Raw genomic sequence first — 17,460 nt, 5'->3', positions numbered from 1 at the left:
CACGGGTGATTAGGCATTTAGTCCGGCTTGTCACACCTTCCTTAAAACGGACCGCGTGGGACGTTGCGGCGCGGAAGTCCTGCGACGGAACTGCGAGGGAAGAGGTGCGGCGGATGACTGCCACCACGAAGAGGCCCGCCAAGAAGAAGGCCGCCAAGAAGAGGATCGCCGGTGGTCTCGTCGCCACGGCGCTGGTCCTGGGAGTGGCCGGGTGCAGCACCTCGGAGCCCGCCGGCCGTCCGGCCCCCGGAGCCCAGCCGGCCAAGAAGGGCGCGGCCGCGCCGGAAGGCCCGGCGCCGGGCAGCGTCAAGCGGCTCATCGGGGACGGCTCGACCTCGTACACGGGCCTGCAGCCGAACGTACGGAAGGCGGAGAAGCTGAAGCCCGGCGAAAAGCCGCCGCAGTTCGTCGTCTATTCGTGGGACGGGGCGGGAGAGGACAGCCAGCGGCTCTTCTCGCATTTCCGTGAGGTGGGCAAGAAGTACAACGCCCGTATGACGTACTTCCTCAGCGGCGTGTACATGCTCCCGGAGGAGAAGCGTTCCCTCTACACCGCGCCCCAGCACTCCGCGGGCCGCTCCGACATCGGCTTCGGCGACCCCCAGGGCATCAAGGACACCGCTCTCCAGGTGCGCGAGGCCTGGCTGGAGGGCAACGAGATCGGCACCCACTTCAACGGCCACTTCTGCGGACCCGAGGGCGGCGTCGGGACCTGGTCCGTGGAGGAGTGGAAGAGCGAGATCAACCAGGCGAAGTCGTTCGTCAAGAACTGGAAGACGAACTCGCCGGCCCTCAAGGGCATGGAGGCGCTCCCGTTCGACTACGACAAGGAGATGATCGGGGCCCGCACCCCCTGCCTCGAAGGCCAGAAGAACTTCATGCTGGCGGCGAAGGAGATGGGCGGCTTCCGCTACGACTCCAGCGGCATCAGCAAGCAGATCTGGCCGAAGAAGACGGACGGCCTCTGGGACATCCCGCTCCAGCTGGTCCCCATGCCGGGCCGCGCCTTCGAAACGCTCAGCATGGACTACAACTACCTGGTCAACCAGTCCGGTACGACCACGCAGGGCGACCCCTCCCAGCACGCGTACTGGGGCGAGCAGATGCGCGACGGCCTGGTCAAGGCCTTCGAGCGGACCTACCAGGGCAACCGCGCGCCGCTGATCATCGGCAACCACTTCGAATCCTGGAACGGCGGCACCTACATGCGTGCCGTCGAGGACTCCATCAAGACCATGTGCACGCAGAAGGAGGTCCGTTGCGTGCCCTTCCGCGAGCTGGTGGACTGGCTGGACGCCCAGGACCCGAAGGCCCTGGAGTGGATGCGCACCCTCGACGTCGGCGAGGCGCCGAAGGCGGGCTGGAGCACCTTCCTGACGGCGGGGCCGCCGGCCAAGCCGGCCGCCCCCGCCGGGGTCAAGCCGGCTGAGGAGCCGGCAGGAGCGAGTCAGAACGAGGAGTGAGCAGCTCCCGTAGGACGAAACCGGGGTCGACCTGATCCGCCAGGTCGACCCCGGTCTTCGCGTTGCCCCAGCTCTCCGCGTTGCGCAGGTGGAAGTGGACCATCTGCTCGGTGTACCGCTCCCAGTCGCGGTGCGCGTAGGAGTCGTCCGCGGCGTCCTGGAGCGCCTGCAGGGCCAGCCGGTTGGTGGCCTCCAGCAGCTCGAAGGCGGCCGGGCGGCCCTTCTCCATCGCCCGCACCCAGTCCGACTGCCCGACGGTGACCAGCAGGTCCTCGCCGGCCTCGTCCTGGAGGAACTCGATGTCCTCCGGCCCCTGCACCTTGTTGCCGACGACCTTGAGCGTGATCCCGAAGTCCCGCGCGTACTCCTTGTACTGGCGGTAGACGGAGATGCCCTTGCGGGTCGGTTCGGCGACCAGGAAGGTCACGTCGAAGCGGGTGAACATGCCGGAGGCGAAGGAGTCGGAGCCGGCCGTCATGTCGACGACGACGTACTCGTCCGGGCCGTCGGCGAGGTGGTTGAGGCAGAGCTCGACCGCGCCGACCTTGGAGTGGTAGCAGGCCACGCCCAGGTCGGACTCGGTGAAGGGCCCCGTCGCCATCAGCCGTACGGGCTCGCCGTCGAGCGTCAGGGTGCGCGCGCAGGCGTCGTAGACGGGGTTGTCCTCGTCGACCTGCAGCAGCCGGGAGCCGGTGCCGGGCGGGGTCGTCTTGATCATCGTGTCGGCGGAGGCGATGCGCGGGTTCGAGCCCCGCAGGTAGTCCTTGATCAGGGGCAGGTGCGCGCCCAGCGCGGGGAGCGAGGCCGCGTCGTCCTCGCTGAGTCCGAGCGCGGTGCCCAGGTGCTGGTTGATGTCGGCGTCCACCGCGACGACACGGGCTTCATTGGAGGCGAGGTGGCGGATGAAAAGGGAGGACAGCGTGGTCTTGCCGCTGCCGCCCTTCCCCACGAAAGCGATCTTCATGTTCACCAAGGGTAGTGGGTCGGTGGCTTTGTGTTGCATGCCTGAGTGAAGAAGACCACTCCAAGGAGGGGTCGGTGCTATGGGGGAGCAGTGCGTAGGCTCCTTACTTATGAGTAGCGCCTCTGCTTCCGCCGCCTCTTCGGCCGCCTCTTCCGCCTCCGCCGACCCGCTCGCCCCGCTGGGCGCTCTGCCGGGCGTCTCCGAGTCCGTGGAATCCGTACGCAAGGCCGTGGACCGGGTCTACGGTCACCGCGTCATGCGCCGCCGCGCCGTGGCGGTCGCCTCGGAGGCCGCGCTGCGCGGAGCGCGCGGGAGCGCGGCGCTGTCGGGGGCCGACTGGGCGCTGGAGGAGGTCCGCCGCCGGAGCGACTTCGGCTCGGAGCCGGAGGCCCGCACGGTGGGCGCCGCCCTGCGTCTGACGGCCGAGGCGGGCCAGCTGCTGAGCATCTGGCGCCAGTCGCCCCTACGGGTCCTGGCGCGGCTCCACCTGGTGGCCTCGGGCTCCACCGCCGACGGCGACGTGGTCGGCCGGCCCCGCCTGGCCGGTGAGCCGGTGGACGAGCCGCTGATCGACCTGCCCCTGCCCGACGCGCAGGAGGTGGCGGGCCGGCTGGACGGGCTCTCCGGCCTGATCATCGCGGGCGGTTCCGCTCCGGCGCTGATCACGGCGGCGGTGGTGCACGGCGAGCTGCTCGCGCTGCGTCCGTTCGGCTCGTACAACGGCCTGGTGGCGCGGACCGCGGAGCGGATCGTGCTGATCAACAGCGGCCTGGACCCGAAGGCGATCTGTCCGGCGGAGGTCGGGCACGCGGAACAGGGCCGGGATGCTTACGTGGAGGCCTTCAAGGGCTACGTTTCCGGGACCGCGGAGGGGATGTCGGCCTGGATCGCGCACTGCGGCCGCGCGATCGAGCTCGGGGTCCGCGAGTCGACGGCGGTCTGCGAGGCGCTCCAGCGCGGTGCGGCCTGACGTCTGGCCTGACGGTCTGACGGCCGGCCTGGCGGCCTGACGGCCGGCTGGCGGGTCCGGGCATGGGTTGCGGCGACACCGTACTGCTCTGGTGTCGCCGCTGGCATTTACGCCCAGTTACCAAGCGTCCTCAATGATTGCCCATCAGGTCGGGATCTTTGCCCGTTACCTGGTGCGGCTGGCCCGTAATCGACGGGTCGACGTCGCGTGGGTGCTCGGCGTTCATGCTTCGGTCCGTGGGCCTTACTGCGTTTTAAAGATGATCCTCTCGGATGTTCTTTGGTCTCGCGGGCCGTGATTCCTTTGTACTCCGCTTCGGTGCGGAGCGAAACCCCTGGCCGCATTTCTTTGCTTTACGGTGCGATTGCGGATGTACCGGACATTCGGTGTTCGTGCAGGTCAGCGGGGTGCGGCTGCGGCCAGGGCGCGCCGCCGGCTCGCGTACCAGACCAACCCGGCGGTGGCCGCGGCCGCGCCCACCGCGGCTGCGGCGACCAGCGCCGGCCGTGCGGGCATCGACAGTCCCGGAAGCCGCTGCTTGAGCCGGACCGGCCGGTTGAACACCAGGACGGGCCACTCGCGCGCCACCGCCTCGCGGCGCAGGGCCCGGTCGGGATTGACCGCGTGCGGGTGCCCGACCGCCTCCAGCATCGGGATGTCGGTGACCGAGTCGCTGTACGCGTAGCAGCGCGCGAGGTCGTACCCCTCGGACTCCGCGAGTTCCCGTACGGCCTCCGCCTTGGTGGGGCCGTAGGCGTAGTACTCGATCTCGCCGGTGAAGCAGCCGTCCTCGCCCACGACCATGCGCGTGGCGACGACCCGGTCGGCGCCGAGCATCTCGCCGATGGGCTCGACGACCTCGGCTCCGGAGGTGGACACGATCACCACGTCGCGGCCCGCGGTGTGGTGGGCCTCGATGAGGGATGCGGCCTCGTCGTAGATCAGCGGGTCGATGAGGTCGTGCAGGGTCTCGGCGACGATCTCCCGGACCTGCTGCACGTTCCACCCCTTGCAGAGGGCGGACAGGTACTCCCGCATCCGCTCCATCTGATCGTGGTCGGCGCCGCCGGCCAGATAGATGAACTGCGTGTAGGCGGTGCGCAGCACGGCCCTTCGGTTGATCAGGCCGCCCTGGTAGAAGGACTTGCTGAACGTCAGAGTGCTCGACTTCGCAATGACCGTCTTGTCCAGGTCGAAGAAGGCTGCGGTGCGAGGCAAGGAGTGCGGCAAGGGCTGATTTTCCACGACCCGAGCATATGCGCCCACCATTCGGCGTAAAGTGCGGCGCGTGGGTTTGCCTGAGAAGGCTCTCGGGTACACCATGGAAGTCACGGATCGTTCGCGACCGTGCTAACCCGGTCTGGCTCCTCCCCCCCCGAGTCGGACCGTGGGGACGACCCCCGCTCTCCCCCCCGGCGGGGGTCGTCGCATGTCCGGACGCGGTTCGCGTCCCTGCTTTCGACCCCAAGTGATCATTCCTCGGTCTCCTCGTCTTCGAGGGGCCCGCGCGTCGAAGGCCCTCACCCTCTCGAACTCGTCACGGTGCGTAGTCGTTCCGGCGCGCTCCGGAACTCACCTGTTGGGGTGAGCGAGTTATTCACAATGGGGCGGCTGTCCACGGTTTTAGAGCAAGATCCACTTCCTTTTCCCGATCCCGTCACGGTGATTCCGGCCGCGAAGTCCGCGGCGCTGGATTTGCGGTGAGAAGGAGGCGGAGATCGTGGCTGGATCGAAGTCGTGTGAAGTCCGGGATCTCGCGGTGGCGGGCGGGGACAGGCTGAATCCCGGGGCCGGAGGGCCTGTGGCCGCCGGTGGGCGGCCGCTGATCATCACCGAGGACCCCCTGCTGCTCGACGACCTGCTGCGGCTGTGCGCCGCCGCGGGGGCCGAGCCGCATGTGCACCACGCGGTGCCCGAGCAAAGCGGAGCCGACCGTGAGAGCGGCGACGGGAGTGGCGGGAGCGCCCCGGGGGCCGCGGGCGGCTTGGGGATCGCGGGGGTCGCAGGGGTCGCAGGGGTCGCAGGGGTCGGCTGGGAATCGGCGCCGCTCGTCCTGGTCGGCGACGATGCCGCCCGGCGGGTGCGCGGCGCACCCCGGCGGGACGGGGTCTTCCTCGTCGGCCGGGATCTGGACGACCCCCACGTATGGCAGCGGGCGGTGGAGATCGGCGCCGAGGAGGTGCTGACCCTCCCCGACGCCGAGAACCGGCTCGTCGACCGGATCGCCGACGTGGTGGAAGGGGCCGGGCGGCCCGCCCTCACGGTCGGGGTGATCGGGGGCAGCGGCGGAGCCGGAGCCTCCACCCTCGCCTGCGCCCTGGCCCTGCGGGCCGCCCGGGCCGGCGAGCGGACCATCCTCATCGACGGCGACCCCCTCGGCGGCGGTATGGACGTGCTGCTGGGAGGCGAAGCCGCCGAGGGGCTGCGCTGGCCCGACTTCGCCGCCTCGCGCGGCCGGGTCGGCGCCGGAGCCCTCGCCGAATCCCTGCCCGAGCTGCACGCCCTGCGGGTGCTCAGCTGGGACCGCGGGGACCGCGTGGTGGTGCCGCCCGCCGCGATGCGCTCGGTGGTGTCCGCCGCGCGGCGCCGGGGCGGGGTCGTCGTGGTCGACCTGCCGCGCCGGGTCGACGAAGCCGTGGCCGAGGTCCTCGCGCAGCTGGACCTGGTGCTGATGGTGGTGCGGGGCGAGTTGCGGGCGGTGGCCGCCGCCGGCCGGGTGTCCGCCGGAGTCCGCATGGTGGCCCGCGACGTCCGCGTGGTCGTACGGGGCCCCGCGCCCGGCGGACTCGACGCGGAGGCCGTCGCCGGACTGCTGGGGGTGCCGCTGGCCGGCGAGGTGCCGGTGGAGGTGGGGCTCCCGGGCCGGGTGGCCGAGGGCGAGCCCCCGGGAGCGCACGGTCGGGGCGCCCTGGCCCGCTTCTGTGACGGCTTCTGGCAGCGCGCGCTCGGCTCCGCCCAGGGGGTGTCGGCATGAGCGCCGTACTCCTCGACGCGGTGCGCCAGCGGCTCGCCGAGAGCGGGGCGGAGCCCACCCCGGCGCGGGTGGCGGCGGCCCTGCGGGCCCAGGGCCGGCTGCTGGGCGACGCGGAAGTGCTCGGCGTCGCCGCGGAACTGAGGTCCGAACTGGTCGGCGCCGGCCCGCTGGAGGCACTCCTCGCCGACCCCGAGGTCACCGACGTCCTGGTGGCTGCCCCCGACCGGGTGTGGGTGGACCGCGGCGGCGGGCTGGAGCTGACCGGGGTGACCTTCACCGACGCCGCCGCCGTGCGCAGGCTCGCCCAGCGGCTCGCAGCCGTCGCCGGGCGCCGGCTCGACGACGCCCGGCCCTGGGTCGACGCCCGGATGCCCGACGGCACCCGGTTGCACGCCGTACTGCCTCCGGTAGCCGTCGGATCGGCCTGCCTGTCCCTGCGGGTGGTGCGGCCGCGCGCCTTCACGCTGGAGGAGCTGGTCGCGGCGGGCACGCTGCCGCCCGGCGGGCAGCGCCTGCTGCGGGACATGGTGCGGGCCCGGCTGTCCTTCCTGGTCTCGGGCGGGACCGGCACCGGCAAGACCACCTTGCTCAGCGCCCTGCTCGGGCTGGTCGGTCCCGGGGAGCGGATCGTGCTCGCCGAGGACTCGGCCGAGCTGCGGCCCGACCATCCGCACGTGGTGCGGCTGGAGACCCGGCCGGCCAACCAGGAAGGAGCCGGCCAGGTCACCCTCGCCGACCTGGTCCGCCAGGCGCTGCGGATGAGGCCGGACCGGCTCGTCGTCGGCGAGGTCCGGGGCGCCGAGGTCGCGGACCTGCTGGCCGCCCTCAACACTGGCCACGAAGGCGGCTGTGGCACTGTCCACGCCAATGCCGCCGCCCATGTGCCGGCCCGGCTGGAGGCTCTCGGGACGGCCGCCGGGCTGGACCGGGCCGCCCTGCACAGCCAGTTGGCGGCGGCCCTGACCCTGGTGATCCACCTCGTACGGGACCGGGCCGGCCGGCGCAGGGTCGCCGAGGTGCACGTCCTGGAGCGGGACACCGCCGGGCTCGTGGTCACCGTGCCGGCGCTGCGCTGGGGCGCCCGGGGGTTCGTTAGGGACCGGGGCTGGGAGCGGCTGCGCCCGCTGCTCGCGGGTGCCCGGTGAGCGCCGGGGCGGTGGCGGCGCTGCCGGTGCTCGCCGGGGTGGTGTGCGCCGGAGCGGCCGCCTGGGCGCTGGCCGGGGCCGACCGGGTGCCCCGGCGGGCCAGAGCCGTACTGGCCGGGGCGGGGCCGCCGGTACCGGCCGGACCGGCGCCCTGGGAGCACCTGGTGGCCGGGGCCCGGGTCCGGGCCGCGCGCAGCAGGGAGTGGGCCTGCCTCGGGGCCGGGCTGGCGCTCGCACTGCTGGGCGGGTCGGTGATCCCGCTGCTCGCCGGGGCGGCGGCCGTGCCGCTGGTGCGCCGGTGGCTGCGGGGCAGGGAGCGGGCGCGGGCCCGGACGGCGCGGGCCGCCGAAGTGGTGGCCCTGTGCGGAGCCGTGGTCGGCGAGCTGCGCGCCGGTGCGCAGCCCGGCCGGGCGCTGAGCGAGGCGATGCGCCGGACGGTGTCCGGTCCCGGCGGGCCGGGAGCCGCTGAGGCCGGGGTCCTGGCGGCCGCCGCCTTCGGCGGGGACGTGGCCGCGGCACTGCGGCAGGCGGCACGGGAGCCCGGCGCGGAGGGGCTCGCGGCGATGGCGGCCTGCTGGCGGGTCTCGGTGGACGGCGGCGCCGGGCTGGCCGCCGGACTGGACCGGCTGGAAGGGGCCCTGCGGGCCGAGCGGGACCGGGAGGAATCACTGCGCGCCCAGCTCACGGGCGCGAGATCGACGACGGCGGTGCTCGCCCTGCTCCCGGGGGTCGGCCTGCTGATCGGTACCGGGCTGGGGGCCGATCCGCTGCGGGTGCTCCTGCACACGCCGGTCGGATGGGGCTGCCTGCTGGCGGGCTCGGCACTGGAAGCGCTGGGGCTGCTGTGGTGCCGGCGGATCGTCCGGGTGGGGGAGCGGTGATGGACGGCTTCGCGATCCACAGGCTGGGGATGGCCCTGTGCCTCGCGGCGGCGGCCCTGTGGGCGGCGTCGGCGGCGGCTGCGCGCATCCGGGAGCGGTCGGCCCGGCGCCGGCTCACCCGGCTGCTCGCGGTGACGGCGGCGCGCAGGCGGCCGCCGGCCGGGCCCCGGCTGCGGGCGGCGGTGACGGCCTGGGCCGGGCCGGCCGGAGCGCTGGCGGCGGTCTGGCTGCTGATCGGCGGTCTCGCGGGCGCGGTGGCCGGCTGCGCGGCGGGCTTCGCGGTCCGCAGGTGGCTCGCGCGGCGACGGCCGGCCACGGGGGTGGACCTTGGGGAGGCGGAGCGTCAGCTTCCGTTCGCCGCGGACCTGTTGGCCGCGTGCCTGGCGGCCGGAGCCGGGCCGGTGGACGCCGCCGAGGCGGTGGGGGAGTCGCTGGGCGGCCCGGTGGGCGAACGGCTGGCGATGGCCGGGGCGGAGCTACGGCTCGGCGGTGAACCGGGCGCCGCGTGGGGGAGGTTGGCGGAGATACCGGGAGCGCGCGCCCTGGCCGAATGCCTGGAGCGCTCCGCGCGTACGGGGGCGCCCGCCGCGGAACCGGTGTCCCGGCTCGCCTCGACGCTCCGGGCGGACCGCGCCCGCCTGGCGGGAGCCCGGGCGCAGCGGGCGGCGGTCCTGGTCACCGCACCGGTCGGCCTGTGCTTCCTCCCCGCCTTCCTTGCGCTGGGAGTGGCGCCGGTGGTGATCGGAATGGCCTCCGGCCTCCTCTCAGCGAGCTGAAGGGCTGCGTGAAGGGCTGCGTGAAGCACCGCGTGAAGGACCGCGTGAAGGACTACGTGAGGGGCTGCTTGAGGGGCATCCGAAGGACCGTCTGAATGGCCGACCGAATTGGCCACCTGAAATGACCATCCGACATCTGAGATCTGAGATCACGTCAAAAAGCTGAATCAACGGGAGGTTGTCATGTCGATCATCTGGATTCGAGTGCGGGCGGCAATGGCGGGACTGGTAGGGCTGGCGGGGCCGGCGGGACGGAAGGGCCGTGGGGGCGATGCGGGAATGTCCACATCCGAATACGCCATGGGCACGATCGCGGCGTGTGCGTTCGCGGCCGTTCTGTACAAGGTGGTGACGAGTGAACTGGTCGCGACGGCACTTCAGTCGACCATCGGGAAGGCACTCGATGCGCCGTTCTGACCGCGGATATGTGACGGCGGAGGCGGCCCTGGTGATTCCGGCGCTGGTGCTGTTCGCGGCGCTGCTGGTGTGGGCGCTGATGGCGGCGGCCGCGCAGATCAGGTGTGTGGACGCCGCTCGGGCCGGTGCCCGGGTGGCGGCCCGGTCGGAGCCGGCGGGCGTGGCGGTGGCGGCAGCCGTGGCCGCCGCCCCGCCCGGGGCGCGGGTGGAGCTCTCGCGGAAGGGTGACCTGTGGCAGGTCCGCGTCTCGGCTCCCGCCCCGGGCCCGGCCGCGCTGCCGGTCCGGCTCACCGCCCTGGCCGCCGCCCTGGCCGAGGACACCGTGGGGCCGCCGCCGTGACCGGGAGGTGTGCGGGCGCGCGGGACCGGGGGTCGGCGACGGTGTGGGCGGTCGTGGTGGTGACCGTGCTGGTGGCGGTGTTCGGCGGGGCGCTCCTGCTCGGGCAGGCGGTGGTCTCCCGGCACCGTGCCGCGGCCGCCGCCGACCTGGCCGCCCTCGCGGCGGCGGCGAGCTGGGCCCACGGCCCGGAGGCCGCCTGCGCCACGGCGGTACGGGTGGCGGTGGCGCAGGGCGCGCGGGTCACCGCGTGCGTGGTGACGGGCGAGGTCGCGGAGGTCACCGCCCGCGCCCCGACGGGCCACTTCGGACCCGAGCTGCGCTCCCGCGCGGGCCCGCCGTTGCCCGTGGAGCCCCGGTGAGGGGCCTCCACGGGCCCGGTAACCCGGGTCCGGGACCGTGCGGGGTGCGGGGGCCGCCGGTGCCCGGGCGGGCCGTCCTGGAGGGCCCAGGGGGCTCAGGTGTGGTCCGGGGATACGGGTGCGTGCTCCGCGGACCGACTGCCTGGCCTGGGCCGATGCCCGGTCCGGGTGGGCTGCCAGGGTCTGGGCCGACTGCCCGGTCCGGGTGGGCCGCCGGGGTCCGGGCGGGGTGTGCTGCGGGCCGGGCCGGGCCGGGCGGAGTGCCAGGGCCTGGGCGGGGATGCTGCGGGCCGGGCGGGTTGCCCCAGGGTCTGGGCTGACTGCCCGGTCCGGGTGGGCGCCGGGGTCTGGGCGGGGTGCTGCGGGCCGGGTGGGGTGCACGTGGTCTGGACGGACTGACTTGGTTTGGGCGGCATCAGGGGCGAAATCAAGCCAATCGCCGGCGGTCCCGCGAAGCCTGGGCGTCCGCCGGTGTCCCTGGCTCGGCGGGTCCGGCTCGGGGGTTCGGGCCGGAGGTTCGGCCCGGGGGTTCGGGCTGGGGGTTCGGAGGGGCTCAGGGCGTCGTTGCCGGTGGGGTGGGGGGTGGGGATTCCGAGAGGAGGTGGGTGAGGAGGCGGACGGCGCCGCGCTTGTGCAGGGGGTCGTTGCCGTTGCCGCACTTGGGGGACTGGATGCACGACGGGCAGCCGGCCTCGCATTCGCAGGCGGCGATCGCGTCGCGGGTCGCCGTCAGCCAGGCGCGGGCCGTGTGGAAGGCGCGCTCGGCGAAGCCGGCTCCGCCCGGGTGGCCGTCGTAGACGAAGACCGTCGGAAGGAGGGTGTCGGGATGCAGCGGGACGGAGACCCCGCCGATGTCCCAGCGGTCGCAGGTGGCGAAGAGCGGGAGCAGGCCGATGGAGGCGTGCTCGGCGGCGTGCAGGGCGCCGCCGAGGATCTCCGGGTTGATCCGGGCCTCGTCGAGCTGGTCCTCGGTGACCGTCCACCACACGGCCCGGGTGCGCAGGGTGCGGGGCGGCAGGTCCAGTTTGGCCTCGCCGAGCACCTCACCGGTGATCAGTTTGCGGCGCAGGTAGGAGACGACCTGGTTGGTGACCTCCACGGAGCCGAAGCAGAGCTTGCCCCGGCCCCAGGCGATCTCCGTCTCGGTCTCCAGGACGGAGATGGCGGTCGTATCGCGGGCCGTGGTGGAGAACGGCGGATCGGCCTGCTCGACCAGCGCGACGGAATCCTCCAGGTCCAGGTGCTTCACGAGGTATGTGCGGCCCTGGTGGAGGTGGACCGCACCGTCGTGGACGGCGGTGTGGGAGGCCTCCTCGTCGACCGTGCCCAGCAGGCGGCCCGTGGCGGCCTCGACGATCTGCACCGGGCGTCCGCCGCCGCCCCGGATGTCCGTGAGGTCCGAGGCCCGTTCCCGGCGGGTCCAGTGCCAGGCCGTGGCCCGGCGGCGCAGCAGTTTCGCCGCTTCGAGCTGGGGGAGGAGGTCGCGTGCCGCCGGGCCGAAGAGGTCGAGGTCGGGCTCCGTGAGCGGTAGCTCGGCCGCGGCCGCGCACAGGTGCGGGGCCAGGACGTAGGGGTTGTCGGGGTCCAGGACCGTGGCCTCCACCGGCTGGCGGAAGAGGGCCTCGGGGTGGTGGACCAGGTAGGTGTCCAGCGGGTCGTCGCGGGCGATCAGGACGGCCAGGGCGCCCTGGCCCGAGCGCCCGGCCCGGCCGGCCTGCTGCCACAGGGAGGCGCGGGTGCCCGGGTAGCCGGTGATCAGGACGGCGTCGAGGCCGGAGACGTCCACGCCCAGCTCCAGGGCGGTCGTCGCGGCCAGGCCGAGCAGGTCCCCGGAGTGCAGGGCCCGCTCCAGGGCCCGGCGCTCCTCGGGCAGGTAGCCGCCGCGGTAGGCCGCGACCCGCCGGGGCAGCGAGCGGTCCACGGCGGCGAGCTTCTCCTGGGCGATCACGGCGATCAGCTCGGCGCCGCGCCGGGAGCGGACGAAGGCGACCGTACGGACGCCCTGGACGACCAGGTCGGTGAGGAGGTCGGCGGTCTCGGCGGTGGCCGTACGCCGTACGGGTGCGCCCCGCTCGCCCTTGAGGTCGGTCAGGGGCGGCTCCCACAGGGCGAAGACGACCTCGCCGCGCGGGGAGGCGTCGTCGGAGACCGCCACCACCGGCAGGCCGGTCAGGCGGGACGCGGAGGCCGCCGGGTCGCTCGCGGTGGCGGAGGCCAGCAGGAACACGGGATCGGAGCCGTAGCGGGCGCACAGCCGGCGCAGCCGCCGCACTACCTGGGCGACGTGGGAGCCGAAGACGCCCCGGTAGGTGTGGCACTCGTCGATGACGACGTAGCGCAGGGCCCGCAGGAAGGAGGACCAGCGCGGGTGGGCCGGGAGGATCCCGCGGTGCAGCATGTCGGGGTTGGTCAGGACGTAGTTGGCGTACTGGCGCACCCACTCGCGTTCCTCGACCGGGGTGTCCCCGTCGTACACGGCGGGCCGTACGGCGTTGCCGAGGGGGCCGGCCAGTTCCCGTACGGCGCGGCGCTGGTCGGCGGCCAGAGCCTTGGTCGGGGCCAGGTACAGGGCGGTCGCGCCCCGGCCGTTGGGCGCCTCGGCCCCGTCGGCGAGGGCCGAGAGCACGGGCGCGAGGTAGGCCAGCGACTTGCCCGAGGCGGTGCCCGTGGCGACGATCACGGACTCCCCGTCGAGGGCGTGCTCGGCGGCCGCGGCCTGGTGTTCCCACGGATGGTCGATCCCGGCGGCCTCAATCGCGGCTACGACATCAGTTCGGATGCGATCGGGCCAGACCGCATGACGACCCTCCCGAGCGGGCAAGTGCTCCGTATGGGTGATGCGCGCAGCCCGGGAAGGCCCCCGTGACAGCCGGTCCAGGACCGTGCCGGGGGTGGGTCTGACGTCCTCGGGTGCCGTGGGCGGACCGGGACGGTGAGTGTTGGCCATTGGAACCGAGTGTGTCACCGGCGTGCGGGACAATGGTCCGAAGGCGTCGTGCGCGCCTGCCGGTAAGTGATTGAATGCCATCGCGGCAGCCAATCCCTCTTCTACCTTCGGGTGGGGAGGCCCCTGGGGGGCGCCGCTCGATAGCAAGGTGCTGGAGGATCCGTGGACCTGTCCCTGTCGACTCGCACTGTCGGCGACCGTACGGTCGTGGAGGTCGGTGGCGAGATTGATGTGTATACCGCGCCCAAGCTGCGCGAGCAGTTGGTCGAGTTGGTGAACGACGGCAGCTACCACCTGGTTGTCGACATGGAGCGAGTGGACTTCCTCGACTCCACCGGACTTGGTGTGCTCGTGGGAGGCCTCAAGCGCGTCCGTGCGCACGAGGGCTCGCTGCGTCTGGTGTGCAACCAGGAGCGCATCCTGAAGATCTTCCGAATCACCGGTCTGACCAAGGTGTTTCCGATCCACAACTCGGTGGAAGACGCCGTCAACGCCACCGACTGACGGCGCTCGGCGGCGAAACGGCCGAAGATGGAGCGGGGGGTACCGGGCCACAAGCGGTCCGGGCCCCTGTAAGGCACGCCCGTAGTCCGAGGGGGACGCGCATGGCCACCGTTGAACTGCGCTTCAGCGCCCAGCCCGAACACGTCCGGACGGCCCGCCTGGTCGCGGCCGCCGTGGCGCGGCGGGCCGGTGTGGAGGAAGCCGTCCTCGACGAGGTCCGCCTCGCCGTGGGCGAGGCCTGTTCGCGTGCCGTCGGACTGCATCGCAGCAACGGGCTCACCGCGCCCGTCCGGGTGGTGCTGACCGAGGAGGAGAAGGTGTTCTCCATCGCGGTCAGCGACGAAGTACCCGGACCGGCCGGCGGTCCGTCCGCCGCCGTGCCCGGAATCGATGCCGTTCTGGACCCCGACATCGAGGGCGAGGACGAGATGGGCCTTGCCGTGATCAGCGGCCTGGTCGACGACGTCGACGTCATCAGCGGGGAAGCCGGCGGGACCATCCGGATGAGCTGGCCCGTCTCGGGGACCTCCGAGCTGCCGTAGCCGGCGGTTGCCCGGCTGCGGCTCGACCGCCGCCGGTCACGGGGCGCTGCCCCAGCGCCGCAGCCGGTCACGGCTCGCTGCCAACCGCTTCGTACTCGCGTCGTACTCGCTTCGTGCCCGCCGGGTGGCCCTGTGCCGCCCGGCGGGTTTTCGTGCTGCCCGGGGGGCCTCGCGCCCCGGCGGGCCCCTCGTGCCCGCCCGGCGCGTCTCGTGCCGCCTCGTGGGGGGCGGGTGCGGCCTCGCGGGTTCTCGTGTGCCCGGCGGGTTCTCGTGGGGCTCGGCGGGTTCTCGTCCCGTCTCGTGGGTTTGGTGCTTCCCCGCCTGTTTCGGGTGAAGGTCGGGCTTGGCCGCGGGCGGTTCTCGGCGTCCGGTCGTCTGGCGACGGGGGACCGGGCGGGTGCCGGTAAGGCGTTGGAAGCGCCGCGGATGTGGGCACCGATGATGTTCCGCCGCGCGTGCCGACGTATCTTCTGATCTTATTCAAGCCCTGCCGAGCAGGGCTTTTTCCGTGCCCGTAGATCCATTCTGTGATCGTTCTCCGGCGGATTTCCGGATCGCTGATCAAGCGTCAATGCTTTTGCCCCGTTACCGCTTTCGAGGGTATTGGAGTGACCAGATCTATTGGTGAGGAGCAAGTGCGGGCCAATTCCGTTTCCTGCGTACTGTTTTGATCGGGTCGCGCTCCCTACAATCCGTCCACATCTTGAGCTCATCACGTCAAGGAGGACGAATGACGGGGCTCTTCACCCCTATCGCGCCCGGTCGCACCACTGACCTGGCATCCGCAGTACTCACCGATGACAATCGGCTCATCGTGATCATCATTGCGGTCGTGGCCATCGCCGCGCTCGTCGTCGCGCAGATCCTGGTCCGCCAGGTCCTCGCCGCCGACGAGGGAACCGACAAGATGAAGGAGATCGCCGCAGCCGTCCAGGAAGGCGCCAACGCCTATCTCGGCCGGCAGCTCCGCACGCTCGGCGTCTTCGCCGTCGTCGTGTTCTTCCTGCTGTTCCTGCTCCCCGCCGACGACTGGTCGCAGCGGGCGGGACGTTCCGCCTTCTTCCTCGTCGGCGCCATCTTCTCGGCCGCCACCGGCTACATCGGCATGCGCCTCGCGGTCCGTGCCAACGTCCGCGTCGCCGCCGCCGCACGCGAGGCCACCCCCGCCGAGGGCGAGCCCGCCAAGGACCTGACCGAGGTCTCCCACAAGGCCATGCGGATCGCGTTCCGCACCGGCGGCGTGGTGGGCATGTTCACCGTCGGCCTCGGCCTGCTCGGCGCGTCCTGCGTCGTGCTCGTCTACGCCGCCGACGCGCCCAAGGTCCTGGAGGGCTTCGGCCTCGGCGCAGCGCTCATCGCGATGTTCATGCGTGTCGGAGGCGGCATCTTCACCAAGGCCGCCGACGTCGGCGCCGACCTGGTCGGCAAGGTCGAGCAGGGCATTCCGGAGGACGACCCGCGCAATGCCGCGACCATCGCCGACAACGTGGGCGACAACGTCGGAGACTGCGCGGGAATGGCCGCCGACCTCTTCGAGTCGTACGCCGTCACCCTGGTGGCGGCCCTCATCCTCGGCAAGGCCGCCTTCGGCGACCTGGGCCTGGCCTTCCCGCTGATCGTCCCCGCCATCGGGGTCGTCACCGCGATGATCGGCATCTTCGCGGTCTCCCCGCGGCGTACCGACCGCAGCGGAATGACCGCCATCAACCGCGGCTTCTTCATCTCCGCGGCCATCTCGCTGGTCCTCGTCGCGATCGCCGTCTACGCGTACCTGCCGGGCACCTACAAGGAGCTCCTCGGCGTCGAAGACGCCGCGATCTCCGGGCACTCCGGTGACCCGCGGATCCTGGCGCTGGTCGCCGTCGCCATCGGCATCGTGCTCGCGGCGCTGATCCAGCAGCTGACCGGCTACTTCACCGAGACCAACCGCCGTCCCGTCCGGGACATCGGCAAGTCCTCCCTGACGGGCGCCGCCACGGTCGTGCTCGCCGGCATCTCGGTCGGTCTGGAGTCCGCCGTCTACACGGCGCTGCTCATCGGTCTCGGCGTGTACGGGGCGTTCCTGCTCGGCGGCACCTCGATCATGCTGGCGCTCTTCGCCGTGGCGCTGGCCGGCACCGGCCTGCTCACCACCGTCGGCGTCATCGTCGCCATGGACACCTTCGGTCCGGTCTCCGACAACGCCCAGGGCATCGCGGAGATGTCCGGGGACGTCGAGGGCGCCGGCGCGCAGGTGCTCACCGACCTGGACGCGGTGGGCAACACCACCAAGGCCATCACCAAGGGCATCGCCATCGCCACGGCCGTGCTCGCCGCGGCCGCGCTCTTCGGCTCGTACAACGACGCCATCGCGAACGCCGTCAGGGAGGTCGGAGCCAAGACCGCCGGGGAGATGAACCTCAGCCTGGACATCGCGCAGCCCAACAACCTGGTCGGGCTGATCCTGGGCGCGGCCGTCGTGTTCCTGTTCTCCGGCCTCGCCATCAACGCCGTGTCCCGCTCGGCGGGCGCGGTGGTCTACGAGGTGCGCCGCCAGTTCCGGGAGCACCCCGGGATCATGGACTACACCGAGAAGCCCGAGTACGGGCGCGTCGTGGACATCTGCACCAAGGACGCGCTGCGCGAACTCGCCACGCCCGGGCTGCTCGCCGTCCTCACCCCGATCGCCGTCGGGTTCACGCTCGGCGTCGGAGCCCTCGGCTCCTTCCTCGCCGGCGCGATCGGCACCGGCACCCTGATGGCGGTCTTCCTCGCCAACTCCGGTGGCGCGTGGGACAACGCGAAGAAGCTCGTCGAGGACGGACACCACGGCGGCAAGGGCAGCGCGGCCCACGAGGCCGTCGTCATCGGCGACACCGTCGGCGACCCCTTCAAGGACACCGCCGGTCCCGCCATCAACCCGCTGCTCAAGGTCATGAACCTGGTGGCGCTGCTGATCGCCCCCGCGATCGTGCAGTTCAGCTACGGCGACGACGCCAGCCCGACCGTGCGGGCGATCGTCGCGGTCCTCGCGATCGGCGTCATCGTCGGCGCGGTGTACATCTCCAAGCGCCGCGGCATCGCCGTGGGCGACGACGGGGAGGGCGAGGGCGCGACCGCGGAGCGGGTGGGCCAGCAGGCCGACCCGGCAGCGGTGGTCTCTTCCTGAGACGGCCGTCGCGGGCCTGAACCGGCCCGG

The 17,460-nt window shown here is 72.6% G+C and carries 15 protein-coding genes; 12 read left to right on the top strand and 3 right to left on the bottom strand.

Going from position 1 to position 17,460, the window contains the following annotated elements; genetic code table 11:
- Window positions 1-113: 113 nt before the first annotated feature.
- Window positions 114-1,463, top strand: a complete 1,350-nt coding sequence (locus OHA37_RS17090; RefSeq protein WP_266906114.1) for a hypothetical protein — start codon at window positions 114-116, stop codon at window positions 1,461-1,463.
- Here OHA37_RS17090 and OHA37_RS17085 read toward each other — a convergent pair.
- Window positions 1,417-2,427 (bottom strand): ATP-binding protein, encoded by a 1,011-nt coding sequence (locus tag OHA37_RS17085; RefSeq protein WP_266906112.1) that lies wholly within the window; start codon window positions 2,425-2,427, stop codon window positions 1,417-1,419. The two genes, OHA37_RS17090 and OHA37_RS17085, sit on opposite strands and share 47 nt — an antisense overlap.
- A 109-nt stretch (window positions 2,428-2,536) precedes the next feature.
- On the opposite strand from OHA37_RS17085, the gene OHA37_RS17080 reads away from it, so the two are divergent.
- Window positions 2,537-3,397 (top strand): oxidoreductase, encoded by an 861-nt coding sequence (locus OHA37_RS17080; RefSeq protein WP_266906110.1) that lies wholly within the window; start codon window positions 2,537-2,539, stop codon window positions 3,395-3,397.
- A gap of 399 nt (window positions 3,398-3,796) precedes the next feature.
- Here the strand turns inward: OHA37_RS17080 and OHA37_RS17075 are convergent, their stop codons facing one another.
- On the bottom strand, window positions 3,797-4,666 hold the full coding sequence (locus OHA37_RS17075; protein WP_266906108.1) for an HAD family hydrolase: 870 nt from the start codon (window positions 4,664-4,666) through the stop codon (window positions 3,797-3,799).
- A 532-nt stretch (window positions 4,667-5,198) separates the two neighbouring features.
- On the opposite strand from OHA37_RS17075, the gene ssd reads away from it, so the two are divergent.
- The 7 genes from ssd (at window position 5,199) to OHA37_RS17040 (ending at window position 10,289) form a co-directional block, all read left to right on the top strand.
- Window positions 5,199-6,371, top strand: a complete 1,173-nt coding sequence (gene ssd, locus OHA37_RS17070; RefSeq protein WP_266906106.1) for a septum site-determining protein Ssd — start codon at window positions 5,199-5,201, stop codon at window positions 6,369-6,371.
- Window positions 6,368-7,516, top strand: coding sequence for a TadA family conjugal transfer-associated ATPase (locus OHA37_RS17065; RefSeq protein ID WP_266906104.1), 1,149 nt, complete (start codon window positions 6,368-6,370; stop codon window positions 7,514-7,516). Before ssd ends, OHA37_RS17065 begins: the two co-directional genes overlap by 4 nt.
- On the top strand, window positions 7,513-8,397 hold the full coding sequence (locus tag OHA37_RS17060) for a type II secretion system F family protein (RefSeq protein ID WP_266906102.1): 885 nt from the start codon (window positions 7,513-7,515) through the stop codon (window positions 8,395-8,397). Before OHA37_RS17065 ends, OHA37_RS17060 begins: the two co-directional genes overlap by 4 nt.
- On the top strand, window positions 8,397-9,173 hold the full coding sequence (locus tag OHA37_RS17055; protein ID WP_266906100.1) for a type II secretion system F family protein: 777 nt from the start codon (window positions 8,397-8,399) through the stop codon (window positions 9,171-9,173). The genes OHA37_RS17060 and OHA37_RS17055 overlap by 1 nt, the downstream gene beginning before the upstream one ends.
- 216 nt (window positions 9,174-9,389) lie before the next feature.
- The gene (locus tag OHA37_RS17050) at window positions 9,390-9,590 is read left to right on the top strand and encodes a DUF4244 domain-containing protein (RefSeq protein ID WP_266912872.1); all 201 of its coding nucleotides are present in this window, start codon (window positions 9,390-9,392) and stop codon (window positions 9,588-9,590) included.
- Entirely contained in the window at window positions 9,577-9,930 is a 354-nt protein-coding gene (locus tag OHA37_RS17045) for a TadE family type IV pilus minor pilin (RefSeq protein ID WP_266906098.1), read from the top strand. Before OHA37_RS17050 ends, OHA37_RS17045 begins: the two co-directional genes overlap by 14 nt.
- The gene (locus tag OHA37_RS17040; protein WP_266906096.1) at window positions 9,927-10,289 is read left to right on the top strand and encodes an Rv3654c family TadE-like protein; all 363 of its coding nucleotides are present in this window, start codon (window positions 9,927-9,929) and stop codon (window positions 10,287-10,289) included. Before OHA37_RS17045 ends, OHA37_RS17040 begins: the two co-directional genes overlap by 4 nt.
- Before the next feature lie 553 nt (window positions 10,290-10,842).
- Here OHA37_RS17040 and OHA37_RS17035 read toward each other — a convergent pair.
- Complete coding sequence (locus OHA37_RS17035) at window positions 10,843-13,317, bottom strand: DEAD/DEAH box helicase (protein ID WP_266906094.1); 2,475 nt, start codon at window positions 13,315-13,317, stop codon at window positions 10,843-10,845.
- Window positions 13,318-13,398: 81 nt separating this feature from the next.
- Here OHA37_RS17035 and bldG point away from each other — a divergent pair, with 81 nt between their 5' ends.
- The 3 genes from bldG (at window position 13,399) to OHA37_RS17020 (ending at window position 17,430) form a co-directional block, all read left to right on the top strand.
- The gene (gene bldG, locus OHA37_RS17030) at window positions 13,399-13,740 is read left to right on the top strand and encodes an anti-sigma factor antagonist BldG (protein WP_243339893.1); all 342 of its coding nucleotides are present in this window, start codon (window positions 13,399-13,401) and stop codon (window positions 13,738-13,740) included.
- 101 nt (window positions 13,741-13,841) lie between these two features.
- Window positions 13,842-14,282, top strand: coding sequence for an ATP-binding protein (locus OHA37_RS17025; RefSeq protein WP_266906092.1), 441 nt, complete (start codon window positions 13,842-13,844; stop codon window positions 14,280-14,282).
- Between the two features lie 730 nt (window positions 14,283-15,012).
- On the top strand, window positions 15,013-17,430 hold the full coding sequence (locus OHA37_RS17020) for a sodium-translocating pyrophosphatase (protein WP_266906090.1): 2,418 nt from the start codon (window positions 15,013-15,015) through the stop codon (window positions 17,428-17,430).
- Window positions 17,431-17,460: the final 30 nt, after the last annotated feature.

Origin of the sequence: Streptomyces sp. NBC_00335, from assembly GCF_036127095.1 — a bacterium.
In the GTDB taxonomy this organism is placed as follows: domain Bacteria; phylum Actinomycetota; class Actinomycetes; order Streptomycetales; family Streptomycetaceae; genus Streptomyces.
The sequence above is the reverse complement of the archived record's forward strand: the minus strand, read 5'-3'. Positions and strand labels throughout refer to the sequence as shown.

What these genes read in the sequence shown, in the direction of transcription:
- OHA37_RS17090 (WP_266906114.1), top strand. Translation starts at nt 114, where the DNA reads ATGACTGCCACCACGAAGAGGCCCGCCAAGAAGAAGGCCGCCAAGAAG.
- OHA37_RS17085 (WP_266906112.1), bottom strand. Translation starts at nt 2,427, where the DNA reads ATGAAGATCGCTTTCGTGGGGAAGGGCGGCAGCGGCAAGACCACGCTG.
- OHA37_RS17080 (WP_266906110.1), top strand. Translation starts at nt 2,537, where the DNA reads ATGAGTAGCGCCTCTGCTTCCGCCGCCTCTTCGGCCGCCTCTTCCGCC.
- OHA37_RS17075 (WP_266906108.1), bottom strand. Translation starts at nt 4,666, where the DNA reads ATGGTGGGCGCATATGCTCGGGTCGTGGAAAATCAGCCCTTGCCGCAC.
- OHA37_RS17065 (WP_266906104.1), top strand. Translation starts at nt 6,368, where the DNA reads ATGAGCGCCGTACTCCTCGACGCGGTGCGCCAGCGGCTCGCCGAGAGC.
- OHA37_RS17055 (WP_266906100.1), top strand. Translation starts at nt 8,397, where the DNA reads ATGGACGGCTTCGCGATCCACAGGCTGGGGATGGCCCTGTGCCTCGCG.
- OHA37_RS17050 (WP_266912872.1), top strand. Translation starts at nt 9,390, where the DNA reads ATGGCGGGACTGGTAGGGCTGGCGGGGCCGGCGGGACGGAAGGGCCGT.
- OHA37_RS17045 (WP_266906098.1), top strand. Translation starts at nt 9,577, where the DNA reads ATGCGCCGTTCTGACCGCGGATATGTGACGGCGGAGGCGGCCCTGGTG.
- OHA37_RS17035 (WP_266906094.1), bottom strand. Translation starts at nt 13,317, where the DNA reads ATGGCATTCAATCACTTACCGGCAGGCGCGCACGACGCCTTCGGACCA.
- OHA37_RS17025 (WP_266906092.1), top strand. Translation starts at nt 13,842, where the DNA reads ATGGCCACCGTTGAACTGCGCTTCAGCGCCCAGCCCGAACACGTCCGG.
- OHA37_RS17020 (WP_266906090.1), top strand. Translation starts at nt 15,013, where the DNA reads ATGACGGGGCTCTTCACCCCTATCGCGCCCGGTCGCACCACTGACCTG.